The sequence below is a fragment of the Arthrobacter sp. THG-b23 genome, assembly GCF_059091265.1.
Genome location: NZ_JBNHGM010000001.1, coordinates 693,082 through 714,622, shown reverse-complemented (window position 1 = coordinate 714,622; position 21,541 = coordinate 693,082). Strand labels below are relative to the sequence as shown.

General features: G+C 65.1%; 21 protein-coding genes. 15 read left to right on the top strand and 6 right to left on the bottom strand.

All coding sequences use genetic code 11. The features are described 5' to 3' along the window. The first annotated feature begins 359 nt into the window (after positions 1-359). Positions 360-1,727: a replicative DNA helicase gene (gene dnaB, locus AC5RVD_RS03450; RefSeq protein WP_493941666.1), complete on the top strand. Its 1,368-nt coding sequence runs from the start codon at positions 360-362 to the stop codon at positions 1,725-1,727. Positions 1,728-1,835: 108 nt separating this feature from the next. Here the strand turns inward: dnaB and AC5RVD_RS03445 are convergent, their stop codons facing one another. Then, positions 1,836-2,804 (bottom strand): M20/M25/M40 family metallo-hydrolase, encoded by a 969-nt coding sequence (locus AC5RVD_RS03445; protein WP_494125990.1) that lies wholly within the window; start codon positions 2,802-2,804, stop codon positions 1,836-1,838. Positions 2,805-3,089: 285 nt separating this feature from the next. On the opposite strand from AC5RVD_RS03445, the gene AC5RVD_RS03440 reads away from it, so the two are divergent. From AC5RVD_RS03440 to AC5RVD_RS03405, 8 genes are all read left to right on the top strand, one after another. Next, positions 3,090-3,506: an ester cyclase gene (locus AC5RVD_RS03440; protein ID WP_494125989.1), complete on the top strand. Its 417-nt coding sequence runs from the start codon at positions 3,090-3,092 to the stop codon at positions 3,504-3,506. 178 nt (positions 3,507-3,684) lie between these two features. Then, positions 3,685-4,107 carry a DUF1801 domain-containing protein gene (locus AC5RVD_RS03435; protein WP_494112210.1) on the top strand — a complete coding sequence of 141 codons (423 nt, stop codon included), beginning with the start codon at positions 3,685-3,687 and terminating at the stop codon, positions 4,105-4,107. A gap of 305 nt (positions 4,108-4,412) precedes the next feature. After that, entirely contained in the window at positions 4,413-5,585 is a 1,173-nt protein-coding gene (locus AC5RVD_RS03430) for a cytochrome P450 (protein WP_494125988.1), read from the top strand. Then, positions 5,582-5,776 carry a ferredoxin gene (locus tag AC5RVD_RS03425; protein ID WP_494112212.1) on the top strand — a complete coding sequence of 65 codons (195 nt, stop codon included), beginning with the start codon at positions 5,582-5,584 and terminating at the stop codon, positions 5,774-5,776. The genes AC5RVD_RS03430 and AC5RVD_RS03425 overlap by 4 nt, the downstream gene beginning before the upstream one ends. Further along, a complete protein-coding gene (locus AC5RVD_RS03420) occupies positions 5,773-6,960 on the top strand; it encodes an NAD(P)/FAD-dependent oxidoreductase (protein ID WP_494125987.1) in 1,188 nt (395 codons plus the stop codon). Before AC5RVD_RS03425 ends, AC5RVD_RS03420 begins: the two co-directional genes overlap by 4 nt. Positions 6,961-7,056: 96 nt before the next feature. Then, complete coding sequence (locus AC5RVD_RS03415; protein ID WP_494125986.1) at positions 7,057-7,671, top strand: TetR/AcrR family transcriptional regulator; 615 nt, start codon at positions 7,057-7,059, stop codon at positions 7,669-7,671. 91 nt (positions 7,672-7,762) lie between these two features. After that, entirely contained in the window at positions 7,763-8,536 is a 774-nt protein-coding gene (locus tag AC5RVD_RS03410; protein ID WP_494125985.1) for a hypothetical protein, read from the top strand. Positions 8,537-8,811: 275 nt separating this feature from the next. Next, positions 8,812-9,270, top strand: a complete 459-nt coding sequence (locus AC5RVD_RS03405) for a sortase domain-containing protein (RefSeq protein ID WP_494125984.1) — start codon at positions 8,812-8,814, stop codon at positions 9,268-9,270. A 334-nt stretch (positions 9,271-9,604) separates the two neighbouring features. Here AC5RVD_RS03405 and AC5RVD_RS03400 read toward each other — a convergent pair whose 3' ends face one another. Then, positions 9,605-11,443 carry an FAD-dependent oxidoreductase gene (locus AC5RVD_RS03400; protein ID WP_494125983.1) on the bottom strand — a complete coding sequence of 613 codons (1,839 nt, stop codon included), beginning with the start codon at positions 11,441-11,443 and terminating at the stop codon, positions 9,605-9,607. Between the two features lie 614 nt (positions 11,444-12,057). Between AC5RVD_RS03400 and AC5RVD_RS03395 the strand changes: the two genes are divergently transcribed. Beyond that, the gene (locus AC5RVD_RS03395; RefSeq protein WP_494125982.1) at positions 12,058-12,669 is read left to right on the top strand and encodes an FMN-binding negative transcriptional regulator; all 612 of its coding nucleotides are present in this window, start codon (positions 12,058-12,060) and stop codon (positions 12,667-12,669) included. 559 nt (positions 12,670-13,228) lie between these two features. Here AC5RVD_RS03395 and AC5RVD_RS03390 read toward each other — a convergent pair. The 3 genes from AC5RVD_RS03390 to AC5RVD_RS03380 all read right to left on the bottom strand — a co-directional run bounded on the left by AC5RVD_RS03390 (position 13,229) and on the right by AC5RVD_RS03380 (position 15,846). After that, positions 13,229-13,885, bottom strand: coding sequence for a 4a-hydroxytetrahydrobiopterin dehydratase (locus tag AC5RVD_RS03390; protein ID WP_494125981.1), 657 nt, complete (start codon positions 13,883-13,885; stop codon positions 13,229-13,231). 284 nt (positions 13,886-14,169) lie between these two features. Further along, positions 14,170-14,898, bottom strand: coding sequence for a hypothetical protein (locus AC5RVD_RS03385; protein ID WP_494125980.1), 729 nt, complete (start codon positions 14,896-14,898; stop codon positions 14,170-14,172). Between the two features lie 417 nt (positions 14,899-15,315). Then, positions 15,316-15,846 carry a hypothetical protein gene (locus AC5RVD_RS03380; protein ID WP_494125979.1) on the bottom strand — a complete coding sequence of 177 codons (531 nt, stop codon included), beginning with the start codon at positions 15,844-15,846 and terminating at the stop codon, positions 15,316-15,318. 143 nt (positions 15,847-15,989) lie between these two features. On the opposite strand from AC5RVD_RS03380, the gene AC5RVD_RS03375 reads away from it, so the two are divergent. Next, positions 15,990-16,184, top strand: coding sequence for a hypothetical protein (locus tag AC5RVD_RS03375; protein ID WP_494125978.1), 195 nt, complete (start codon positions 15,990-15,992; stop codon positions 16,182-16,184). A 191-nt stretch (positions 16,185-16,375) separates the two neighbouring features. On the opposite strand, the gene AC5RVD_RS03370 is transcribed toward AC5RVD_RS03375, so the two are convergent. Then, a complete protein-coding gene (locus tag AC5RVD_RS03370) occupies positions 16,376-17,089 on the bottom strand; it encodes a histidine phosphatase family protein (protein ID WP_494125977.1) in 714 nt (237 codons plus the stop codon). Between the two features lie 203 nt (positions 17,090-17,292). Between AC5RVD_RS03370 and AC5RVD_RS03365 the strand changes: the two genes are divergently transcribed. The 4 genes from AC5RVD_RS03365 to AC5RVD_RS03350 are packed head-to-tail and all read left to right on the top strand — an operon-like array spanning position 17,293 to position 21,511. Then, the gene (locus AC5RVD_RS03365; protein WP_494125976.1) at positions 17,293-18,264 is read left to right on the top strand and encodes a glucosyl-3-phosphoglycerate synthase; all 972 of its coding nucleotides are present in this window, start codon (positions 17,293-17,295) and stop codon (positions 18,262-18,264) included. Between the two features lie 33 nt (positions 18,265-18,297). Then, positions 18,298-19,395, top strand: coding sequence for a glycosyltransferase (locus AC5RVD_RS03360; RefSeq protein ID WP_494125975.1), 1,098 nt, complete (start codon positions 18,298-18,300; stop codon positions 19,393-19,395). Continuing rightward, positions 19,392-20,411 carry a Gfo/Idh/MocA family protein gene (locus AC5RVD_RS03355; RefSeq protein WP_494125974.1) on the top strand — a complete coding sequence of 340 codons (1,020 nt, stop codon included), beginning with the start codon at positions 19,392-19,394 and terminating at the stop codon, positions 20,409-20,411. Before AC5RVD_RS03360 ends, AC5RVD_RS03355 begins: the two co-directional genes overlap by 4 nt. Then, the gene (locus tag AC5RVD_RS03350; RefSeq protein WP_494125973.1) at positions 20,408-21,511 is read left to right on the top strand and encodes a zinc-binding dehydrogenase; all 1,104 of its coding nucleotides are present in this window, start codon (positions 20,408-20,410) and stop codon (positions 21,509-21,511) included. The genes AC5RVD_RS03355 and AC5RVD_RS03350 overlap by 4 nt, the downstream gene beginning before the upstream one ends. The last annotated feature ends 30 nt before the right edge of the window (positions 21,512-21,541 follow it).

Here is a 21,541-nt window from a genome sequence, read left to right as displayed (position 1 = left end):
ACAGCAAAAATGGCGGGAAAAACAACAGCAAACTTCTTTTTGTCCACAACCAGTGGATAGTGTTTCCGCAGGTCAGCGCGGGGTTACTCGCGAGTTCAGTATTGTTTCCACAGCTCTGCGCACAGCCTGTGCACAAGACACGCCCACTGATCCACATTTTATCCACAGGGTCGGTGGATAACTCGCTTGGTGGGAAGGGGGAAGGGGGCTACCGTTGCGGAGTATCCCACCTTGGAACCGCGCAGTGAATTGCAGCCTGCGCGCCCACAACGATCCGACGAAATGGTCCGATCCGGCTGGTAATTCTGGGTCCAGTGGGATGCGGTATCCGGTTCGAGGAGCAAAGAAAGCAGGCAGCGGTGTCGTTAGCGCACGCGGATTCGGCAACAGGTCGGGATTCCGAATTCGGCCGCACGCCGCCGCAAGACCTCGTGGCCGAACAGTCGGTCCTGGGCGGCATGATGCTCTCCAAGGACGCCATCGCCGACTGCGTTGAAGTGCTCCGCGGCGTGGACTTCTACCGTCCCGCCCACGAAAGCATCTATGAGGCCATCATCGACCTCTACGGCCGAGGCGAACCGGCCGACGCCGTCACCGTTTCCGACCTGCTGACCAAGCGCGGCGAAATCTCCCGCATCGGCGGACCCGCCTACCTGCATACCCTGATCCAGTCCGTCCCTACGGCCGCCAACGCGGGCTTCTACGCTGAGATCGTCCGGGAACGTGCCGTGCTCCGGCGCCTGGTCGACGCCGGCACCAAGATCGTCCAGCTGGGTTACTCGCAGGACGGCGAAGTCGACGCCATCGTCAACCAAGCCCAGGCCGAGATCTACGCCGTCGCTGAACGCCGCACCGCGGAAGACTACGTCCCGCTCAAGGACATCATCGAAGGCACCGTCGACGAGATCGAATCCGCCGGCCACCGCGGCGAAGGCATGACCGGCGTGCCCACCGGCTTCTACGAACTCGACGAGCTCACCCAGGGCCTGCACGGCGGCCAGATGATCGTCATCGCTGCGAGGCCCGCGGTGGGCAAGTCCACCTTCGCACTGGATTTCGCACGTTCTGCCGCGATCAAGAACAACATGACCACGGTCTTCTTCTCCCTGGAAATGGGCCGGAACGAAATCGCCATGCGCCTCCTCTCCGCGGAAGCCACCATCGGGCTTCAGGACCTGCGCAAGGGCACCATCAAGGACGAGCAGTGGGGCAAGATCGCCACCACCATGGGCCGGATGAATGACGCGCCCCTGTTCATCGACGACAGCCCCAACATGTCGCTGATGGAAATCCGTGCCAAGTGCCGGCGGCTGAAGCAGCGCCACGACCTGAAGCTGGTTGTGCTCGACTACCTCCAGCTGATGTCCTCCGGCAAGCGCGTCGAATCCCGCCAGCAGGAAGTCTCGGAGTTCTCCCGTGCCCTCAAACTGCTGGCCAAGGAACTCGAAGTCCCCGTCATCGCGCTCTCGCAGCTGAACCGTGGCTCCGAGCAGCGTACGGACAAGAAGCCCATGGTTTCCGACCTTCGCGAATCCGGTTCGATCGAGCAGGACGCCGACATGGTCATCCTGCTCCACCGCGAGGACATCTACGACAAGGAGTCTCCGCGCGCCGGCGAAGCAGACGTCATCGTGGCCAAACACCGTAACGGACCGACGAAGACCATCGTGGTCGGGTTCCAGGGCCACTACTCACGCTTCGCCAACATGGCGGTTGAGCACGGCTAGCAGTTGTAGGGTTTCAGCCCAGTTGTCATGTTCTCGAGCTGGTTGTCACCCAGTTATCGACTCCTCACGACAGGTGTCTCGTGGACCTACTGTTCAAATAGCGCATAGTTAGTTTGCAGCGTCCTGGCGGTGCCCCGCTGGCTTGAGGGCGCCGTTGTCGTGGGCCAGGCGGGTGGCGGCGTGGGTGATCGCGTCGGTCATCAGGCTCAGCGCCTCTAGATCGACGTTACCGAGGTCATCGCCTGGTCGGTGATAGTTCGGATCGCAGGGCCGCTTGGCGGTGCCGCCGAAGAGGCGGGCCTGCTTGGTGGTTTTCTTCTCGTCGTCTCCGGTGTACAGCCCGCCCACGGCGACACCCTTCTTAAGGAACGACAACTGATCCGAGTCCATGTCCCAATAGGTGGCGACCCAGGGCTGGTCGTGGACGTCGAAGTAGTCAGTGAAGACGTCCATGATCTCCGTCGAACCTTCGGGCACGTCGTGATGGGGCTTCGGGTCCCGTGCGTCGTAGACCCCGATGATGGGGTTGGGTGAGGCGATCATGTCGAAGTTCAAGTAGGCGGCGATCCTGTCGAGTGCCTCAATGTCGCTCTTGGCCAGGTGCTTGACGTAGTGCCGGGACCCGTACTCCTTTTTGTACTCCTCGGCCCCCCACCACGCAAAGCGCACCGTGTTGCTGAGGCCCTCCTGCCGGCCGAGCGCTTTGGCGGCCTCCAACACGGCCGCCACCCCGGAGCCGTTGTCATTGATCGCCGGACAGTCCGGCACCCCGTCGAGGTGGGCCCCGAGCATGATCACGTTCTCGTCGCTGCCGGATGCGGTCTCGGCGAGGATGTTGAAGGTCTCGATCTGCTCGCCGCGGTGTTTGAAGGTGAAGTACTGGCGCGTGCTGCGATATCCGGCGCTGGCGAGTTGGCGTTCGAGGTACTGGGCCGCGGCCTCGTACCCGGAGGTGCCGGTGGCACGGTCGCCGTGCTCCTCGGCCAGGGCCTGGAACTTCTCAAGGTGCTCGTAGGCGGCGGGAACCTTGCCCGGTGAAATGACGAGACCTGATCTCAGGCGCCGGCTCAGCTTCATATCGTCCCTATCCAGTACGACACGGAGACGGTGGCAGTCTACCCTCGCGGTGCAGGTCAGGCGATACCCTGGCGGCCGGTCTGCGGGGGTGGGGATCAAAACACCAGTCGAAACGTCTCGGTACGGGGAAGGCTCCGTTCATCCCCACCGGCCGGATCACCCGCTGGCCCACACCCCGCAAACTCGCAAGTGCGGCGACCCTAAGGACTCATCCTGACGGCGTGTCGCAGTGTCGCCGGTGGGAGCATTGAAACGGGGGAATTTCAAACCAGGAAGGAATCGGAAATGGCAGGCGGATCAGGACTGATCGAGCGGTTCTACCGGGAGATTTTGGAGAGAGGGGATCTTGACCTGATCGACGAGTTGGGCAGCGAAAACTACACCGATCATGAAGAGCCCATGCCCGGGCAGCCGCCCGGCCTGGAGGGCATCAGGTTCTACGTCAACATGTTCAGGTCGGCTTTTCCCGACATCAGTGTGAAGGCCATCGAGCCTACGATGGTCGACGGGGACCTGGAGGCAGCCCGTGTCGTCCTCACCGGCACTCACCAGGGCGAGCTCATGGGTACGGCTCCCACCGGCAATACAGTGGAGTTCAGCGGTATCGACATGGTCCGCATCCAGGGCGGTAAGGTGGTCGAGCATTGGGGATCGACTGACACGCTAAAGATGCTTCAGCAGATCGGCGCCGTCCAGATGTAGCTGTCCGCAACGCACAAAAGGGCCTCGGTGTGGGTGCGCCTTAGGTCCTCTGTCCCTCGACTGCGGTCCCGGCAGGCAGGTCGAGTACAAGGCATGGATGGATGACTGCACCTCCACCGGAGCCCAAGAACCGCCGTAGTACTCTGGGTTATCCAAGCACGATCGCGAGGAAAACCCCATGGCAGCGAAGCCGCCCGCAATGTCACCGTCCGACCTGCCGGTTGCGGAGGTACTCGATCGCGCCCTGGGCCCTCGGCGCGCCGAGGCCGACGAACTGCTCGCGATCTTTGGCGAGATCAGCGGCGAGCAGCCGGTCGTGTGGGCCGGCCGCATCATCGGTTTTGGAGAGTACGAGTACCGCTACGAGACGGGGCACGGGGGCCGTGCTCCCCTGCTCGCCTTCGCGCCGGGTCCGACCAAGCACACGATCTACCTCGTCAACGATTTCTCGGAGCGCTGGCCCGATCTAGTGGCCCGGCTCGGCAAGCACCGTGCGAGCAAGGCCTGCCTCTATCTCACGCGGTTGGCGGGGGTGGATCGCAGCGCGCTGCGCGAGCTGCTGGAGCGCTCGCTCGCCGAGACACGGTCGCCACTTCGCTAAGCGCACTGACGAGCGCGCGACGTTTCTAAGCCGCCACGTGCTCCCGCGCTGCGCAACATCAGGGCAAGAAACCGTGCCGCAGGAGTCATCGGTTCCTAGCCAGGGCTATCAACTCCGCAGCAGTGGCGCGCTCGAAGTCACAGCGTGTTATTCGGTGATACACGCCATAATTCTACTTGACACCATGTAAAGCTTCCGGGCAGACTGTGTTCTACGCCTCACTGCCGAGGCGCGGCTCTCCGAAGCTATGGGCGTCCGCATCGTCCGCTTCCGAACCGCACCCAGGACGATCCAAGGAGCACACCGTGACCGCACCGATCGAAGCAGACATCGACATCTGGGATGACGACGTCCTCGTTGACCCCTACAGCACCTACGCCGCGCTGCGCGAGCAGGCCGGGGTAGTCCGCCTGCCGAAGAATGACCTCTACGTCCTGACCCGCTACGACATCATCCGCGACGCCCTCGCCGATCCGGAGACGTTCTCCTCCACCAGCCTCGGCTTCAACCCGATGGTGAACGAGGCATTGCAGGGCACCTCGCTGGCCTCCGACCCGCCAACGCACACCCAGCTGCGCGCGACCCTGTCGGAGAACCTCACGCCGCGCGCTCTGCGCGGACTGAAGGTCACCATCGACGACAAAGCGGACAAGCTCGTCGCCGAGCTCGTCGCCAGCGGCAGCTTTGAAGCCATCGACTCGCTGGCACGCGCCTTCCCGCTCGAAATCGTCGCCGACCTTATCGGCTTCAGCGGCCATGTGAAGGACAACATGTTGCGCTGGGGGCAGGCCGCGATGCAGGTCCTGGGACCAATGAACCACCGCACCCAGGAGAGCTTCCCGATCGCCGGCGAGCTCTACGGCTGGTGCTCCTCCGTCACCGCCGACGACCTGGTACCGGGGTCGATCGGTCGCGGCATCTTCGACGCCGAGACCCGCGGCGACATCCCGGAAGGAGCCGCCGGACATATCATCCACCAGTACCTGGGCGCCGGCGTCGACACCACGATCGCCTCCATCGGGAACATCGTCGCACTCTTCGGCCGCCATCCTGAGCAGCTCGAGCTCGTCCGCCAGAACCCGGAGCTCGTGCCCGCAGCGTTCGCCGAGGTGCTGCGCTACTGGCCCCCGATCCACATCTGGGGCCGGACCGCGACCCGCGACGTCGAAATTGATGGAGCAACCGTTCCGGCAGGAGCCCAGGTGGGCATCCTGTTCGGCGCCGGCAACCGCGACCCGCGGCACTATGAGAATCCCGACGTCTTCGACGTCACGCGCAACCCGGTGGACCATCTCACCTTCGGCTACGGGCCGCACGGGTGCGCAGGCCAGGGCCTGGCGAAGCTTGAGGCCCACGCGATCATCGAGGCCCTGGCCCGCCGGGCCAATGTGTTGGAACTCGGGGACGAGGTCCGGGTGCCCAGCAACATCACCCGCAGCCACGAACGGCTCGACGTCGTGAAGGTGGTGGCGGTGTGAGGATCGAACTTGACCGCCCCCGCTGCGAAGGGCACGGACTCTGCGAGGAAGCCGCACCGAAGCTCATGCATCTGGACGACGACGGCGAATTGGTGATCGACGTCCCCGAGATCGACGGGGCGGAGTTGGCCGCTGCGAAAGCCGCGGTACGGGTGTGCCCGGTCGCCGCGTTGCGGCTGGCGGAAAAATGACGATGCGGCGGATCGTCGTCGTCGGCAACGGCATCGCCGGACTCACCGCCTGCGACTCCCTTCGCTCGCACGGGTTCGACGGCGAGTTGACCGTCGTCGGCGCCGAGCCGCACCACCCGTACAGCCGCCCGGCGCTGTCGAAGGCGCTGCTGCATGGCGACGGCGGGCTGCAAGCCCACGAGCTGCCCGAGCCAACCCACGAAGCGACCGAACTTCTCGGTGTCAGCGCGGCAGGCATCGACCCGGAAGCCAAAATCGTCCGGACCGACTGGGGCGATGAGCTGCCGTACGACGGCCTGGTCATCGCCTCCGGTTCACGGGCCAAGCGGCTCGCGGCGGGCCCTCCGCCCGAGGGCGCTCCCGGGGAGCTCACCCTGCGCACTCTCGAGGACGCGATGGCGCTCAAGCAGCGGGTCGCGGGCCGCCCCTCGGTGATCGTGGTCGGCGGCGGACCGCTGGGCATGGAGGTCGCCTCGGGCTGTCTGCATGTAGGCTGCGACGTCACGCTGGTCTCCGAGGTGAAGCCCCTCTCGCGCCAACTCGGCGACCACCTGTCCGAGCTCTTCACGTCTGCCGCCGTCCGGCGCGGACTGCGGTTTGTCAGCGGCAGCAGGGCGCGACTCGTTGACTCCGGCTCGGGGACGCGGGTTGCCCTCGCCGACGGCACCCAGCTTGAGGCGGACCTGGTCGTCACCGCCATCGGCGACGAGCCGAACATCGACTGGCTGGCCGGTTCGGATCTTCTCGTCGACGGGGCGCTGCGCGTCGATTCACGCGGCCGGGTCCGGCCGGACGTTGTTGCCGCCGGTGACGTGGCGTTCTTCCCGACCGGCCGCGGCGTAGGGCGCGTGCCGTTATGGACCAGCGCCATCGACCAGGCCAAGGTCGCGGCTGCCGGCCTGCTCAACGGCGACGCGGCGCCAGAGCTCGACTTCCAACCGTACTTCTGGACCGAAGGATTCGGACTGTCCCTCAAGGCGATCGGCTTCACACCCGTAACCGGGGCGCCGGACTACCTGGAGCCGGGCGGCGAGACCGACTCGATGCTGCTGCGCTGGGAGAACGCGGACGCCGGCCGCGGGACCGCGGCGGCGATCAACTACCGCATCCCCATTCCCAAACTGCGCCGCCTCGCCAACACGGGACCCTCGGCGCTGCAACCGGTTACGCCGGTAAAACTGTGAGCAGGTGTTGCTCCTGACGGCACGTCGGGGTTCCAGCGGCAGCAGGGGTGCCGTGCCACCGGATAGGCGTCCCTGCACCACGGAGAGGATTGCCTCATGCCGTCGCTGCGAGAAGCCCAGAAACAGCTGACCCGCGACCGGATCGTCGAACGGGCGCTCGAACTCTTCCTCGACAAGGGATACGCCGCCACGACGATCGACGATATCGCCGCCGCTGCCGGCACCACCCGGGTGACCTTCTACGCGCACTACCCCTCGCGGAGCGATCTGATGAGGGACTTCATGGCCCGGGTGAATGCGGTCCTTGACCGCGCCGGCGGACCAGACCACGCGTCGACGGCCCCCGAGCTCGTGGACGTGGTCCGCGCGGGCGAGCTCGCGGGCATCCTCGACTGGCTCGAGTCGCGCGCAGCACTTTGGCCCGTGTTCCGCCCCTACCTGGACGTCCTCGACGAAGCTGCCGCCGTCGACCGCGAAGTGCGGGCCCTGATCATGGACTGGCGTGAGGAAGTGGTCTCCGACCTCATCCGCGGCATGCAGCAGGCCGGCCGCTTCTCGGAGGAGACGCACCACGTCCGGGGAACGCTCGCGTTCACCCAGCTCAACTACGTCTCCACCCTCTGGACGAGCCGCACATCAAAACCAAACCGTGACCAGGCGCTCGGGGTTCTCGCGGAAAGCTGGTATCACCTGCTCTGCGACGAAGGCTGAGCAAAGACTTTTCAGATTGAGGGCGTTGGATTAGGGTGTGACGCACGGGAGAACCGTAAGCACCCTTACTATTTACTGAGAGGCCTACATCATGAAGGCACAGACTCTTCTCATTGCCCCTGCCGTCGCGCTTGGCGCGATGGCTTTCGCGGCCGGGCCGGCCGTAGCGCAGGACGGCGTGTGGCAGGCTGACCTTGCACCGGCTAACAACAGCGGAACCGCCGGACAGGCGATGATCGAGATACACGGGCAGCAGGCGACGGTCAGCATGAACGTCTCGGGCGCCGCGGAAATCTGGATGAACGCGCCGTTCCCACACGGCCAGCATATTCACATCGGCGGCCAGGGGTTGTGCCCAGGGCCGGCAGCAGACACCGACGGCGACGGTGTCATCAGTTCACCCGAGGGCGAACCTTACGCCGGTGCCGTCAGTACCTCGCTGACGGTCCAGGGAGACACAAGCCCGGCCTCCATGGTGGCAACCGACCGCTTCCCCGCCGGCGGGGCCTACACCTATGAACGGACCCTGACCTTGGATCCGGCAACAATACAGGCGATTCAGGCCGGAACTGCAACAGTGGAGGTCCACGGCGTAGACCCGAACAGGCTCCCTCCGGCTGCCCAGCAACAAATGAGCCCTGAAGCCCCGGGGCTGCCGCTGGCCGCCACACTTTCCGCGGCCTGCGGAACCCTGGTTGCTTCCCAGATGACCGGGCCGATGCCTGGCGGTGCCCCCGACACAGGCATCGAGACCCGCACGCAAACAGACGGAAGCGCAATATCCGTCGCCGCAGGTCTGGGAGTTCTGCTTGCCGCTGGCGCGACGGCGGCCGTCGCACGCAGGCGTTCCGCTTCCAAGGACTGATCGACGTGAAGACGGCAAGGACGGGGCCACCCTTCTTCACCGGGCTGGCCCTTGTCCTGGCCATGATGCCGGGGTGCGCTGCACCCTCCGCTACCGGGTCACCCCCGACCTCCGCACCCTCGAGCACCGCCGTCGAGCAGGCTCCTCGCCCCGCCCAACGGCCTGAACCGGGGCAAAAGCCGGAACAAGCTGACAGAAACACAGCCACGCCCCAAGCCGCCGTTCCCGCTACCGGCGGCGATTCCCTCGTTATGGAGAAAGCCAGGCCTTCAGCTTTGAGCATTCCCCGGATCGGACTTAGCAGCGACATCATCGACCTCGCACAGCAGGAGGATCGCACCTTGGAGGTGCCGCCCGAAGAGGCCGGTTCCCCGGCAGGGTGGTACATCAATTCGCCGACGCCGGGGGAAAGGGGGCCCTCGATCCTCCTGGGCCACGTCAACTCCCTGGGCGGGGGCCCGGGTGTTTTCGCCAGGCTGCAGGAACTGGTACCCGGAGACGAAGTCAGGGTGGAGCGTGAGGACGGCACGACCGCGGTCTTCCGGCTGACGGTCATCAAGCGCTATGCCAAAGACAACTTCCCGGCCCTGCAGGTGTACGGGAACACCAAGCAAGCAGAGATCCGGCTCATTACCTGCGACGGGTACAACCCAGATAACGGCAGGTTCGAAGACAACCTTGTTGCCTACGGAAAACTTGCCGTCGCCACCGGAGGCGCGGGGGACAAGGGCTGAATGCAGCCGACAACGCAGTGTGGGCTCAGTTGAAACGCCGCAGGAACCCAAATGGCCGGCACTTCTCCACGCAGCGACATCCGTCGGCCAGCCGGCGCCGGCGCGGTAGCCAAATCACAGGGACGGGCTGATCAGCTTCCATTGCGGTCGCGGCACGCAAGCAGTGATGCGGGGCCGCACCTCGCACGGGAGGCGCGGCCCCGCCAGTGCACCCCGGTATTGGCTACCGCAGGACTAGGTGTGCTTTTTGGGCATGCCCATCACAGCAGTCAAGGTCCGCCCGTGCGGAGTGCCCCCGACCGCCGTTTCGTCGGTCGAGGGCACCAACGAATGCTCAGGCCTTATCCTGCCGTCGGGCTGCTTCGCGTCCCGCCACGTAGCCGAACACCAGTCCGAGCGAGATCGTCCCGCCGGCGCCTCCGTAGAACCCCTTTGTGGGTGCGCCGCCCGCGTTGCCGGCGGCGTACAGGCCCTTGATGACCTTGCCCTCGGTGTTCAGCGCACGCCCGAATGCATCGGTCTTCGGGCCGCCGACGGTGCCGAGTGCGCTGGCCTCGACCTGGAGCGCGTAGAAGGGGGCCGTGTCGACGGGCCCCAGCACGCTCGACTTCGGGCTCTTCAGCACTGGCCGGATGATCTTCGCCAGGGGCTTGACCACCACGGAACGGAGGCGTTCGGGGTCGTTCCTCTTTGCCACCCGGCCGGCGAGCTTGCTCGCAATCGGACCGACGGCCTTGGCGATGAGCACCCTGGCCTTTGCGGTGGCGGCGGGGAAGCGCGCGTCCGGCGAGTTCTTGCCCAGCCGGGGATAGTAGGCACCGAAGTAGCGGTCGAACATCGTCTCACCGCGGTTGAACTGCGGATCGCGTCCCCGTGCGGCCTCGGGGTTGAATCGGTCAACGGTGCGGAGCAGCCCCACTTCGTCGACGCCGATCTTGGCCGCCAGTTCCGAGAGGGTATTGGCGCGCTGGAGGTACTCGGGCACTTCTCCGCCCGGTGTGACGCCGAAGATCCCGAACTTCTCCCAGTAGTTCTGGTCGAAGATCAGCCACGCGGTGGCGTTAGGCATGGTGCCCGTCTCCGGGTCAACCTCGCGCATGATCTGCCCGAACTGGTCGTAGGCCAGCGCCTCGTTCGCGAAGCGCTCACCCTTGCTGTTCACCATGATGCTGTGCGGCAGCGCCCGCTCACCCAGGAACACGCGGCTGAGCGGCTGGCCTTCCAACTCTTCACCGGGCAGTTGCACGCCGGGCATCCACCAGGCGTCTTCCATCCCGGTCAGGTCGGCGCCCACTTCGTTGGCCAACTGCACCGCGATGCCGTCGTGGCCCTTCGGTGAGACCTGCACGCCGAAGGGCGCGTCGAGGTAGGTGGTAGTGACCTCGTCCGAGCTCTCGAACCCGCCGCTGGCCAGCAGTACACCCTTGGTGGCGCGCACCGTGTGCTCCCCGCCGTCGGCTCGTACGACAATTCCCTGCACGCCCGACTCGTCCGTCACGAGCCGGACTGCGGGCGCCTCAACACGTACGTCGACGCCGTTGCGCAGGCTACCCTCGAGCAGGGCGCCGACCAGTGCCGGTCCCGCGAGCCAGACGTCGTCGATGCCGATGCCGCCCAGCAACCAGAACGGGAGCGGGTTCTTGGCCATGCCCGTCGTGAGGGCCGGCCGCACGTACTTTGCGGCCTCTCCCAGTCCCTCGGGGGAGTAGGGCCCGGGGAAGAGCGCCCGGCCGACGGACGCGCCGTCGATGTCGGAGCGGTAGTCCGGCCAGATGGTCGGGATCCACCCGAAGGAGGTGTGCTCTTCGATGAAGCGGGCGACGTGGGGTCCGGCTTCCAGGAAACTCTCCACCAGGTCGTGGTCGAGAACCTTGTCCCGACCTTGGCCGTAGATGTAGCGCCGGGCCTGGTCCAGGTTGTCCTTGACCTTGAGGTCCTTGGTCGAGAAGCCGTGGTTGGGGATCCAGGCGGCACCCGCGGAGATGCCGGTGGCGCCTCCGACGAGTTCCCGGGACTCGACAACGAGAACCCTTGCGCCCTCCCTGGCAGCGGTGAGCGCCGCCATCAGGCCAGCCCCGCCGGAGCCGACGATTGCTACATCTACCTCGTCGGGGATGCCCTTTTGGGATACTGTCCCGATGGAGCCGCTGTGCCGAGTCGAACTGTCAACCACGATTTCCTCCTTACAGATAGTCCCCGTCACCTGGCCTCACCGGTTCAGCGAGGCGCTGCAGAAGTCCATGCGCGGGCCGCTTGCCGCAGCAGCCCTCGGGAGTGCGAACCGATGCAGGTCCAGGACGAGTACATGCAGTACATGCATATGCATCTACTCTAGTGGCGAATAGTTGACGTGTCAACTTTTCGCTCCTCCGTCTCCATCACATCAAGGACCATGCCAAGTGTCGAATTCCGGGAGTGCGTTCGATCTGATTTCGGACCTTGGCAGCCACCGACTTCGCTGTCAGCAGTTCGCCGGCAGGACCGAGGGGGACATCGCTGGCCCCGGCGTACCGTCCGGAACCAGTGGCGCCTCGCAGGCCCGCATTGCGGGGAACGCGAGCCCTTGGCGGGTACCTCACCGGCTCGGACACGGGTGCCGCTGCAATGTTTTCCACCGCGACGACGACGGCGGCCACCTGCCTCGGCGCGAACCCGCTGGTCGCGCTCGCCGTCATCGTCCTAAGTCTCGCCTGAACTCGCGGAAGGAAACTCCATGGCATGCCGTACCGGTCGGGCAAGCCGTCTCCGGCGCCCCCTCCATCACCTCAACCGAAAGGAAAACCCCTGATGCGCCACACACCCAGCTACCTCATGACGGACCCCAATGAAGTCAAGCGCCTCATCCGGAGGCACCCTTGGGCCACCTTTGTTTCCGCCACAAGCGCCGGACTGATCGCTTCCCACTACCCGGTGCTGCTCGAGGAAGACGGCGACGAGATCTCAATCGTCAGCCACTTCGGCCGGCCGGACGACACCCTGCACGAACTTGGCAGGCACGAGATCCTTGTCATCATCCAAGGTCCGCACGATTACGTTTCCCCCAGCTGGTACGCGGCCGGAGATGTCGTGCCCACCTGGAACCACCTCACCGCACATCTTTACGGCATCCCGGGAATTCTCAGCGACGACGAGAACTACGAAATGCTCACGCGTCTCACCGAGCACTTTGAGCAGCACCAACCGGGCGGCAGGCATTTGAGCGAAGACGAACAGGGAACCCGTCGCGCGGCGAAGGGTACCGTCGGACTGCGGATGCGCGTAGATCGCTTCGACGCGAGGGCCAAACTCAGCCAGAACAAGCAACCGGACGTGGTGCAGAATGTGATCGCCCATATGGATCAGCAAAACCCTCACCTCGCCCACGAGATGAAACGAATTCACCTCCCGCGTGCCGACTAGACGAGGATCCCGGCCATCCCTTACCGACCATCGGGGGGACTAGTATTTGCGGGGCGCAAAAGTTCGGCCAGCTGCTCGGCCTCGCCGGGGGCAGCGTTTGCGCCTGTGCTGATTTCCATATGGGCGGAGGTTTCCGTAACCGTCACCGGACAAAGAAAACGCGGAACTGTTGCCCCCACCTCATTCCGCCCATACGCTGAGCTCAACGACAGGAGACCGGCATGGAATTCGCCATCATCATTGCAATCCTTTGTGCGGCGTGTATTGCCTGGGTTGTTCTTGGTGCCCGCGCTGACCGCCGACCAGTGAAGAGTGCCCGGGCTCCCGTAAGCACGGATGCAGCCAGCACGGGAGCTTTCGGAGCCACTGCCTACGGAGGAGATGCCGGAGGCGGCGGCGGCGACTGCGGCTGACAGGAAACAACGAAGCCCGGACCGTCATCGGTCCGGGCTTCTTGCTGCGGTCCCAGCAGCCGGGCGATCGGCGGCGGGGCGGGCAGCTGCCGGTGCGGCCAGGTCAGGCTGCGGACCCTGGCCTTGGCAACGTGCATTTACCCCGTCTAGTCGCCGCGTCCGGCTTCAGTACTGATGCATAGCCGGTTGCCTTGGGCATCAGTGGCAACTACCCACATGGGCGCATGTTCATCATCGAGTGTTGCACCTACGCCTACCAGGGCATCCAGAGTCGAGGCGCTTTCGCTGAAGGGGACCGTGACGTCCAGGTGAAAACGATTCATGTTGGGACTCTGGGACTCCTGAAACCAAATGGCCGGACCCCTGCCATAGGGATCGATCAGGCTTCCGTCTTCATGCATCTTGTACCCCAGTGCAGTTCGCCAAACTTCCGAGATGGCTTCCGGGGCATCTGTGTCGATGGCTATCTCCACCGTACGCAAGAGTTCCGGGAGGGGCGTGACGCCAGTGGCTTGGGCCTGCTTCGATATTGAACGGGCCAGCGTTACGTCACGCGCCGTCACCCTGTCTCCGGCATCGTGCGAAGTGAGCGTGATGAACACTGTGTCGTAACGCCAGTCCACGTCAGGGTGGTGGTCGGATTCCTGTGCCAGCCCACCAATGGTGGAAAGCAGGTCCAAGGCAGCTGCGGGTGATTCACATCTGAATGCGGTCCGCAAAGCGCCCAAACCGTAGCGCCATTCCGGCAACTGGAGCAGATTTGCTCGGATTTGCTCCTGGTTCAGAACATCTCTTGCTTCCATAACTTTCTCCTCCAGGTTTCGAGTTAGAGCTTGAGGCCTTCCAAAGTATCTGGAATGCCCGAGGGCGCGCTCTCCGAATTCGGATGGGTTCCGGTTTTGAGTTCGGTCACCGGGAATGCTGTGTGTAACGATATCCGGAGCCCGTAGTTATGGTGATTCTTGCCAAGATGAACCCGGCTATCCCCAATGAGCGACCGGGTTCAGCTTGGCGCTGATGAGGCATGGGGTACGTTACTGGGGAGGCGGAACCTGGGGTCTTGATTCTGTTCTGGGGGCTGTGTGGGTTACTCGCTTTGGGCCAGGGCGTCGTTGACGAGTTTGATGAGTTCGTCCTGTGCCTTTTCCTCGATATCGAGGCCGATTTTCACGGCGGTTGCAGCGAGGGTCCCTTGCGTTCCGGCTATGGACATGACCTTCTGGCTTTGCCCGTTCGGCAACTTCTGGGTGGTGATGGAGCCGAGGGACTGTTCACCGTCTGTGGTCACGTCCAGTGGGGTGATCTTGCTGCTGATTTTCTGTCCTTCCGCTTCGATTTCGAAGTCGGCGCACTGCTGCATGGATTCTTGTGCTTGTTCGTGCTGGTCGGCGACGACTTGCGCGTCTTTGACGGAGACGAGGGTGATGACGGTCTGGGACTTTTCTTCGACCGATTGGCTGGCTCCCGCGGCGTAGGTGCTGCCGTCGGGTATCTGGGTCTGTTCGGTCGCGAACATGGAACAGGCTTTAGGGGTGATCGTCGCGTTCGCCAGCAGTTCCTTCGCGGCCGCCAGTCCCTGATCGATTTGGGCTGCCGGAACGACTGAAAGTTGTTGGCCCTGCGCGTCTTTTAGACCCGCGATCACTTCCTTGAGGTCGTCGTTGCTGTACGTTTTGGACGCCGAGGTGGTCTGCGGTGATTGGGCGGTAGGGGCGGCCGGCTCGGCGGTCCCTTCCGGGGCTGCTTCACCTCCGCAGGCTGTGAGCATCAGCATTGTGGACAGGAGCACTGCGTAAACCCCGGTTGTGCGTGCCATTCTTACCGTCTCCCTCGGTTCGCCGGTCACCGGCCGTGGACGTGCCGGCATGATGCGCGGCATAGGGCGTATCCTTCACTGGTCCTCTTGTAAAAAGCTTGTTCCAGCATTCACCCCGTCCATAGGCAAGCCGGGACCAACAATGTGGGTGGCCATCGGCTTGCTCGGGGTCGGAAATTTCATCCTGAACATTCCTTCGTCCAGGGGCGCGGTGGATATGGGTTTCGGTCATTGGTCAGGTCGTTCTGCTCGTCGTTTTCATCACCATGCTGACCAGGCTCGTGGTGGCGCAGAAGGACGGGCGCCGTGTTATCTAGTCAGAATCCGGTCATCTGGACCCCCCCTTCTGGTACGGATGAGAACTGGATAGTTGTTGGGGGACAACGTTCATCAGGCCGACGCCTGATCGACGGAAGGCTAGGACCCGTTGATGATGTGTGCGGTGTTGTGGAGGTCCTTGAAGGGGCCGGCCAGTTCTACCGGGCCGGAATTCGTGTCAAGCTCAAGTACCCGGGTGCGGGCTCGCATCCGGAAGACCGCGTCAAAGACTGTGGGCTCCCTGACCTGACCGATGCCGGTGACGGGCAGAATGACCACGTCCCCATAGTCGTGACGTGAATTCTTCCAGCGCGGCTGGAAAGCTAACCTTCCAAAGGCCGGAGTCGCCAGGCCGAACTGCCACTTACTCTCAGGCCGAGGAAGAACCTCCGCCGAGGCCCGGAAATAACCCTCAAACTGGTCCCGAATCTGCAACCGCTGAGTTCGACGCCTTCTAAGTCCGAGGTTCAGGGCCAGGGCCAACACTGCACCAATCAGCGCCCCGATGACAGGCCAAGGGTTTGATCTTTCAATCCAGAGGTAAAGGATGAGGGCCACGAAGAGAAGCCAATAGCCGCCCCGAAGGGCCAGCGCAATGAGTTCGACGCGACCTCGCATACCGATATCCAAGCACAAACAGCCTTGAACAAGGTTGCAGTTAGGCCTAAGGCGGTGCCTTTGTTCCTCGCACTCCAGATATGAGGGCTGGTCTTGCTTTCAGAGGTCATTCGTCCCGAGGGGTGCAAGGAAAGAGTCCTGCCATACGATGAGCCATGAGCAAGCGGACCAGACGCACCCTATGGATTGCCTGGTACCTGATCTTGTTGTGGATGATGTACCAATTGTGGGGATGGCTGGGGCCGCTCATCCTCGTCACGGGAGGCCTGATCGTCGGTTCCACAACCATTCTCATCAATCGGAGGGTGCGCAGAGACGCCCGGATTGTGCGGTTCCGCAGCGAGGAATAGCCTTTTCGCGCTGATACCTGCTGCGCCCAGTCCACTTGCAGCGGCTACAGGGCTGAGATGCCGCGGCCGGGGCCTCTCCACCGAGCTCGGGTTGGTGCAGTCTTTTGCGATGTCACCACCAGTCCGCCGTAGTGCTCTCCGCGGGCCTGACGCTGCGCTGGATCTATGGACGCCTCGTCTCAACCTCGAAATTAGCCGGCCGAATCCGACCCCTGGTCATCGTGTTCGGCCGGCATGTCGTCTGCCAGGGCCGAGGAGGCGTCGGGCAGGGTTTGGGCGTTGTAGTCGAGGACCTGCCACCCGCGGTCCGGGTGCTTTTCCAGCACCGTCCACGCGCAGTTGGCCATGCCGGCGAACATCTCGCGCATGTGGGCCGGCGCGTCGAAGAAGGCCAACAGCCCGCTTCGGAGGGCGGCACCGTGTCCCACAAGGACGCCCGTGCCACCCCGGCCCAGCGCTGCGGCGGCGTCTTGCATGACCGACTTCATCCGTGCGTTTACTTCGGAGGGCAGTTCGGCTCCGGGGACCCGGTAGTTCTCCTCACGGAAGAACTTCTCATAGATGCTTGGATGCTGTTGCCGGAACTCTGCGAATGTGGTGCCTTGCCTGATGCCCACATCGTACTCGCGCAGCCGCTTGTCCAGCACCGGTTCCAGCCCGGTCAGCGCGGCCAGTTCGCCAGCAGTGTGGCGGGCGCGTTCCAGGTCGCTAGACCAGATGAAAGCGGGTTGGAACGTTGCCAGCAGCCTGGCCGCCTGCTTGGCCTGGACACGACCGGTCGCATCGAGCGGGATGTCGGCATGGCCCTGGGCTTTTTCCAAGACGTTCCACTCGGTCTGGCCGTGCCGCCACAGCACCAGGCGGGGTCGATGGACGTGGCGACCGGCGGGGACCTGCTGCTGCATCAATTCTCCTCACTGCCGCCGCCGTCGCGCAGACGTTCCGATCCGTCTGCACCGGTAACCGCCGCCCTTTCTGGGGGCCGGCCGTCCCTGCCAATCTCGCGGAAACTATTCACAGAGCAGGATCCGGACCCGTAGGCTTCGACTTGATCCTACCGACAGCCGGCCTTGGGGGATGAACCGGCGCTCGATGAGAGGAAGCCGGAATGCGGGCAGACGTTCTGGAGTGGTTCTCCGGCAGAAACTATCAAGGCAAAAGCTTCGACCGACACGAACTCGTGGAAGGCAAGGACGGCCAGCGGATCAGCGTGGTACTTCCGGCCAAGAACGAGTCGGCGACGGTCGGGTCGATCGTGACCGCTTTGCGCACCGAACTTGTCGAGGCGGTACCGCTTTTGGACGAGATCATCGTGATCGATTCCAACTCCACGGACGACACCTCCGCCGTGGCGGCGGCCGCCGGCGCGAAAGTTGCCCACCAGGACTTGATTCTGCCCGGCACCGGATGCAACCCGGGCAAGGGCGAAGCCTTGTGGAAATCCCTGGCCGTCTCCAACGGCGACCTTCTGGTGTTCATGGACTCGGACCTGCGCCGGTTCGATGCGCAGTTCGCCGTCGGATTGATCGGCCCCCTGCTGACCGATCCCCGGACCCACTTCGTCAAGAGCTACTATGACCGGCCGCTCGACGACGGCGTCAGAATCATGCCCGCGGGCGGAGGCCGGGTCACGGAACTGGTGGCACGCCCCCTGCTGAACCTGTTCTGGCCCGAACTGGCCGGGATCGTCCAACCGCTCGCCGGAGAATACGCCGGCCGGCGCAGCCTGCTCGAACGCATACCCTTCGTCTCCGGCTACGGGGTGGAAACCGGCATGCTGATTGACGTGCTGGAAGCCGTGGGCCTGGACGGGATGGCCCAGGTGGACCTCGGTGAGCGCTGCCACCGCAACTCCACCGACGCTGAGCTGGCCCGGATGGCCCTGCAGATCCAGCTCACCGTGCAGGCCCGGCTGCACCGCCGTGGCTTGGCCCCGGCTGCCCCTCCCGCCGTCGAACTGACTCAGTTCATGCGCGAGGGGGAGGACTACGTCGGGGAAACCTCCACCGTTGAAGTGTCCGAACGTCCGGCGATGCTGGACATTGGCCAGTACCGGATCGCGACCGGGCACGTGGCCTAAGCCGTGCGGGTCCTCATCAACGCCGGCCCATGGTTGCCTGTTCCGCCGCGCGGGTACGGCGGCATCGAAACGGTCATCGCCACCCTGATTCCCGAGCTGCGCCGCGCCGGGGCGCATGTCACCCTCGCCACGGTGGGTCCGAGCACGATCGAGGCCGACGCCTACCTGTGCCCGCTCGACGAACCCCAGTTCGCCTCGATCGCCCTGCCCTATAACCAGGTCTCGGGTATCGCCCACGCGCATATGCAGGGCGTTGTGCAGGCCATGTACGACGGCGGCACCTGGGATCTGGTGCACGACCACCTTGAGGTGGTGGGACCGGCGGTGTTTGCCGCCATGGGACCGGCTGCTCCGCCGGTGCTGCAGACCCTGCACTGGGATCTGGCCAAGCACAGCGCGTTCTATTCGTCCTTCAACGGCCGCGGCCGCATCAGGTTCGCCGCGGTCTCGCAGTCCCAGCTGGAGCGCGCACCAACAGCGCTGCAGCGCCAGACGATCGGCGTCGTCCCGCTGGCCGCTCCGCCCGCCCTGGACGTGCACGCAGAGAGAGCCGGGCACGCCCTGGTGCTGGCCCGCATTACCCGCGACAAGGGGCAGGACACCGCACTCAGGATCTGCCGCCTGGCCGGCCTGCCGCTCGTACTCGCCGGCCCCGTCGCCGGAATCAACGACCCGGCAGAGCTGGACCGCCGGCTGGCCGCAGGGGACCCGCAGCTGGCCTCCCACCCGGATGCCAAGTACTTCCGGGAAGAAGTCCGGCCACTGCTCGACGGCGGCCGATACCGCTGGATCGGCGGGGTCGAAGGCGAAGCGAAGGAGCGCGTCCTGCGCTCGGCCCGGGTCCTGCTGGCCCCCAACCGGTGGGCCGAACCTGGCGCCACCGGGGTAGTCGAAGCCCTCTCCCGCGGCATCCCCGTGGTGGGGACACCGCTGGGAGTGTTGCCCTCGCTGGTGGACCACGGCCGCACCGGTTTCCTCGCCGCCGATGAGCAGGAAATGGCCCGGTTCCTGCAGGAACTGGACGATATCCGCCCACAGGACTGCATCGACGCGGCAGCGGCATGGACACCCGAGGCGATGGCTGCCAGTTACCTGCGCCTGTACGACCAACTCATCCAGGAGGCCATATGAGCGTGAAAGTAGCCCTGATCGGGGCCGGCTCCGTCGGGCGGCGGCACGTCGGCGTCCTGCAGCAGCTCGGCGCCCGGATCACCAGCGTCACCGACGCGCATACGGCAGCGGCCGAGAAGCTGGGGCGTGAAGTGGACGCCCCGGCCTTCACCAATCCCGAGACGGCCCTCGACCACACGGAAGCGGACGCCGTCTACGTGTGCGTTCCGCCCTTCGCGCACGGGCCCGGTGAACGAGCCGCGCTTTCCAGGGGACTGCCGCTGTTCGTGGAAAAACCGGTCGGCCTGGGCCGGGAAACCGCGGAGGAAATTGGGGCGCTCGTGGAAACGGCCGGCGTCGTCACCGGCACCGGCTACCACTGGCGCTGCATGGACGCCGTCGGACATGCCCGCGGCCTGCTCGAGGAGGCCCCGGCCCTGCTGGCCAACGGCTACTGGCTGGACAAACGGCCGCCGGTCCCCTGGTGGGGGCGCATGGACCGCTCCGGCGGTCAGGTGGTCGAGCAGCTCACCCACGTCCTGGACACCGCGCGCTTCCTGCTCGGCGAAGCCGTCGAGGTCTACGCCGCCGGTGTACGCTCCGGGACGGAGACCGGGCAGCCGCCGGCCCACGGATCAGGGCCGGAGCCGGACGACGTCGACGACGCCACCGCGGCCACCGTCCGCTTTGCCAGCGGAACCGTCGCCACGCTGGCGGCGACCTCGGTGCTGGCCGCCAAACACCGTGCGGCTCTGCACATTGTGAGTCGAGGCCTTTACCTCGAGCTGTCCGAGGCAGGCTTGAGCAGTTTCGACGGCACGTCGCGCATGGACCTGGGCTGTGCCGAGGACCCTCGCATCGCCGTCGACCGGGAATTCATCCAAGCAGTCCGCGGCGAACGGGAAAGCACCCGCGCACCCTATGCCGAGGCCCTGCGCAGCCACCGGCTCGGCTGTGCCATTGCCGAATCGGCGCGCACGGGGCTGCCGGTGAAGCTGCCCGAAGAGCGGCCGGTCACGGCAGGGGCAGCGCCATGAGGAACCGGCGCAACCTCGTCATTCCTGCAGCAGGAGCCTTGGAAATTGTCGAGGAGCAGCTGCCCGAAGTCCCCGACGGCGGGCTCCTGCTCGAAACCCTCGTCACCGGCCTGTCGGCCGGCACGGAACTGGCCTTCGTCAAGGGCGACCACCCCGGGCTGCGATCCCGCCTGGATCATGAGCTCGGCCTGTTCCTGCAGGACTCGGCTGAGGCGGCCTATCCAATCCGCCGGCTGGGCTACATGGAGGTCGCCCGGGTCGCCGAATCCCGCACTCCGGCCTTCGCCGAAGGGGACATCCTTGCCACGGCCTATGGCCACGCCACCGCGCATGTGGCCGACCCGCTGCGCGAGCATCTGGTGCCGCTGCCCCGCGACCTCGACCCGTTGCTGGGCGTCTTCGTCGCACACTTCGGGCCCATCTGTGCCAACGGCCTGCTGCACGCAGCGGCAGACGAAACCGGCGGCCTGGTCCGCGCGCTGGGCGACGGCGTGGACGGCCGGCTGGTACTTGTCACCGGCGCCGGGCCCATCGGGCTGGTCACCGCCCTGTTCGCCCGGTCTCTCGGCGCGCGCGAAGTCGCCGTCGGGGACTCCGACGCCCGCCGCCGGCAGCTGGCCGAAGAGCTGGGATTCCTGGCCCTCGACCTGAATGACGACCCCGGCAAAATCCTGAAAACACGATGGCGCCATGGTCCCGGGGACCGGGGCGCCGACGTCGTTTTCCAATGCCGGGGACGGCCTGAAGCGCTCCACGCCGCCCTCCGCGCGGCCCGCCCCCAGGGAAGTATCATCGACCTCGCCTTCTACACCAGCGGAGCCGATGCCGTACGGCTGGGCGAGGAATTCCACCACAACGGGCTTAACCTGCGCTGCGCGCAGATCGGCAGGGTGCCCCGCGGCCTCACGGCACAGTGGGACCGGGCGCGGCTCTCGGCCGAAACCATCAAGCTGCTCGGCACCCATGGCGACACCATCCGCAAGCACCTGATCACCGACGTCGTACCCTACGAAGACGCGCCGCTGCTGATGCACGACGTCTCCCGCCGACAACGGCACGTCCTGACCGCCGTCTTCGCGGTCGCGCCCGCTTTCCTGTGAGCACGGCTGGCAGGCACCCGGGGAAATGGC

Bases quoted from the DNA above. Each gene is read 5' to 3' on its own strand.
- AC5RVD_RS03445 (WP_494125990.1), bottom strand. From the start codon at position 2,804: ATGAAGCTGAGCCGGCGCCTGAGATCAGGTCTCGTCATTTCACCGGGC.
- AC5RVD_RS03440 (WP_494125989.1), top strand. From the start codon at position 3,090: ATGGCAGGCGGATCAGGACTGATCGAGCGGTTCTACCGGGAGATTTTG.
- AC5RVD_RS03435 (WP_494112210.1), top strand. From the start codon at position 3,685: ATGGCAGCGAAGCCGCCCGCAATGTCACCGTCCGACCTGCCGGTTGCG.
- AC5RVD_RS03420 (WP_494125987.1), top strand. From the start codon at position 5,773: ATGACGATGCGGCGGATCGTCGTCGTCGGCAACGGCATCGCCGGACTC.
- AC5RVD_RS03415 (WP_494125986.1), top strand. From the start codon at position 7,057: ATGCCGTCGCTGCGAGAAGCCCAGAAACAGCTGACCCGCGACCGGATC.
- AC5RVD_RS03410 (WP_494125985.1), top strand. From the start codon at position 7,763: ATGAAGGCACAGACTCTTCTCATTGCCCCTGCCGTCGCGCTTGGCGCG.
- AC5RVD_RS03395 (WP_494125982.1), top strand. From the start codon at position 12,058: ATGCGCCACACACCCAGCTACCTCATGACGGACCCCAATGAAGTCAAG.
- AC5RVD_RS03390 (WP_494125981.1), bottom strand. From the start codon at position 13,885: ATGGAAGCAAGAGATGTTCTGAACCAGGAGCAAATCCGAGCAAATCTG.
- AC5RVD_RS03385 (WP_494125980.1), bottom strand. From the start codon at position 14,898: ATGGCACGCACAACCGGGGTTTACGCAGTGCTCCTGTCCACAATGCTG.
- AC5RVD_RS03375 (WP_494125978.1), top strand. From the start codon at position 15,990: ATGAGCAAGCGGACCAGACGCACCCTATGGATTGCCTGGTACCTGATC.
- AC5RVD_RS03370 (WP_494125977.1), bottom strand. From the start codon at position 17,089: ATGCAGCAGCAGGTCCCCGCCGGTCGCCACGTCCATCGACCCCGCCTG.
- AC5RVD_RS03365 (WP_494125976.1), top strand. From the start codon at position 17,293: ATGCGGGCAGACGTTCTGGAGTGGTTCTCCGGCAGAAACTATCAAGGC.
- AC5RVD_RS03355 (WP_494125974.1), top strand. From the start codon at position 19,392: ATGAGCGTGAAAGTAGCCCTGATCGGGGCCGGCTCCGTCGGGCGGCGG.
- AC5RVD_RS03350 (WP_494125973.1), top strand. From the start codon at position 20,408: ATGAGGAACCGGCGCAACCTCGTCATTCCTGCAGCAGGAGCCTTGGAA.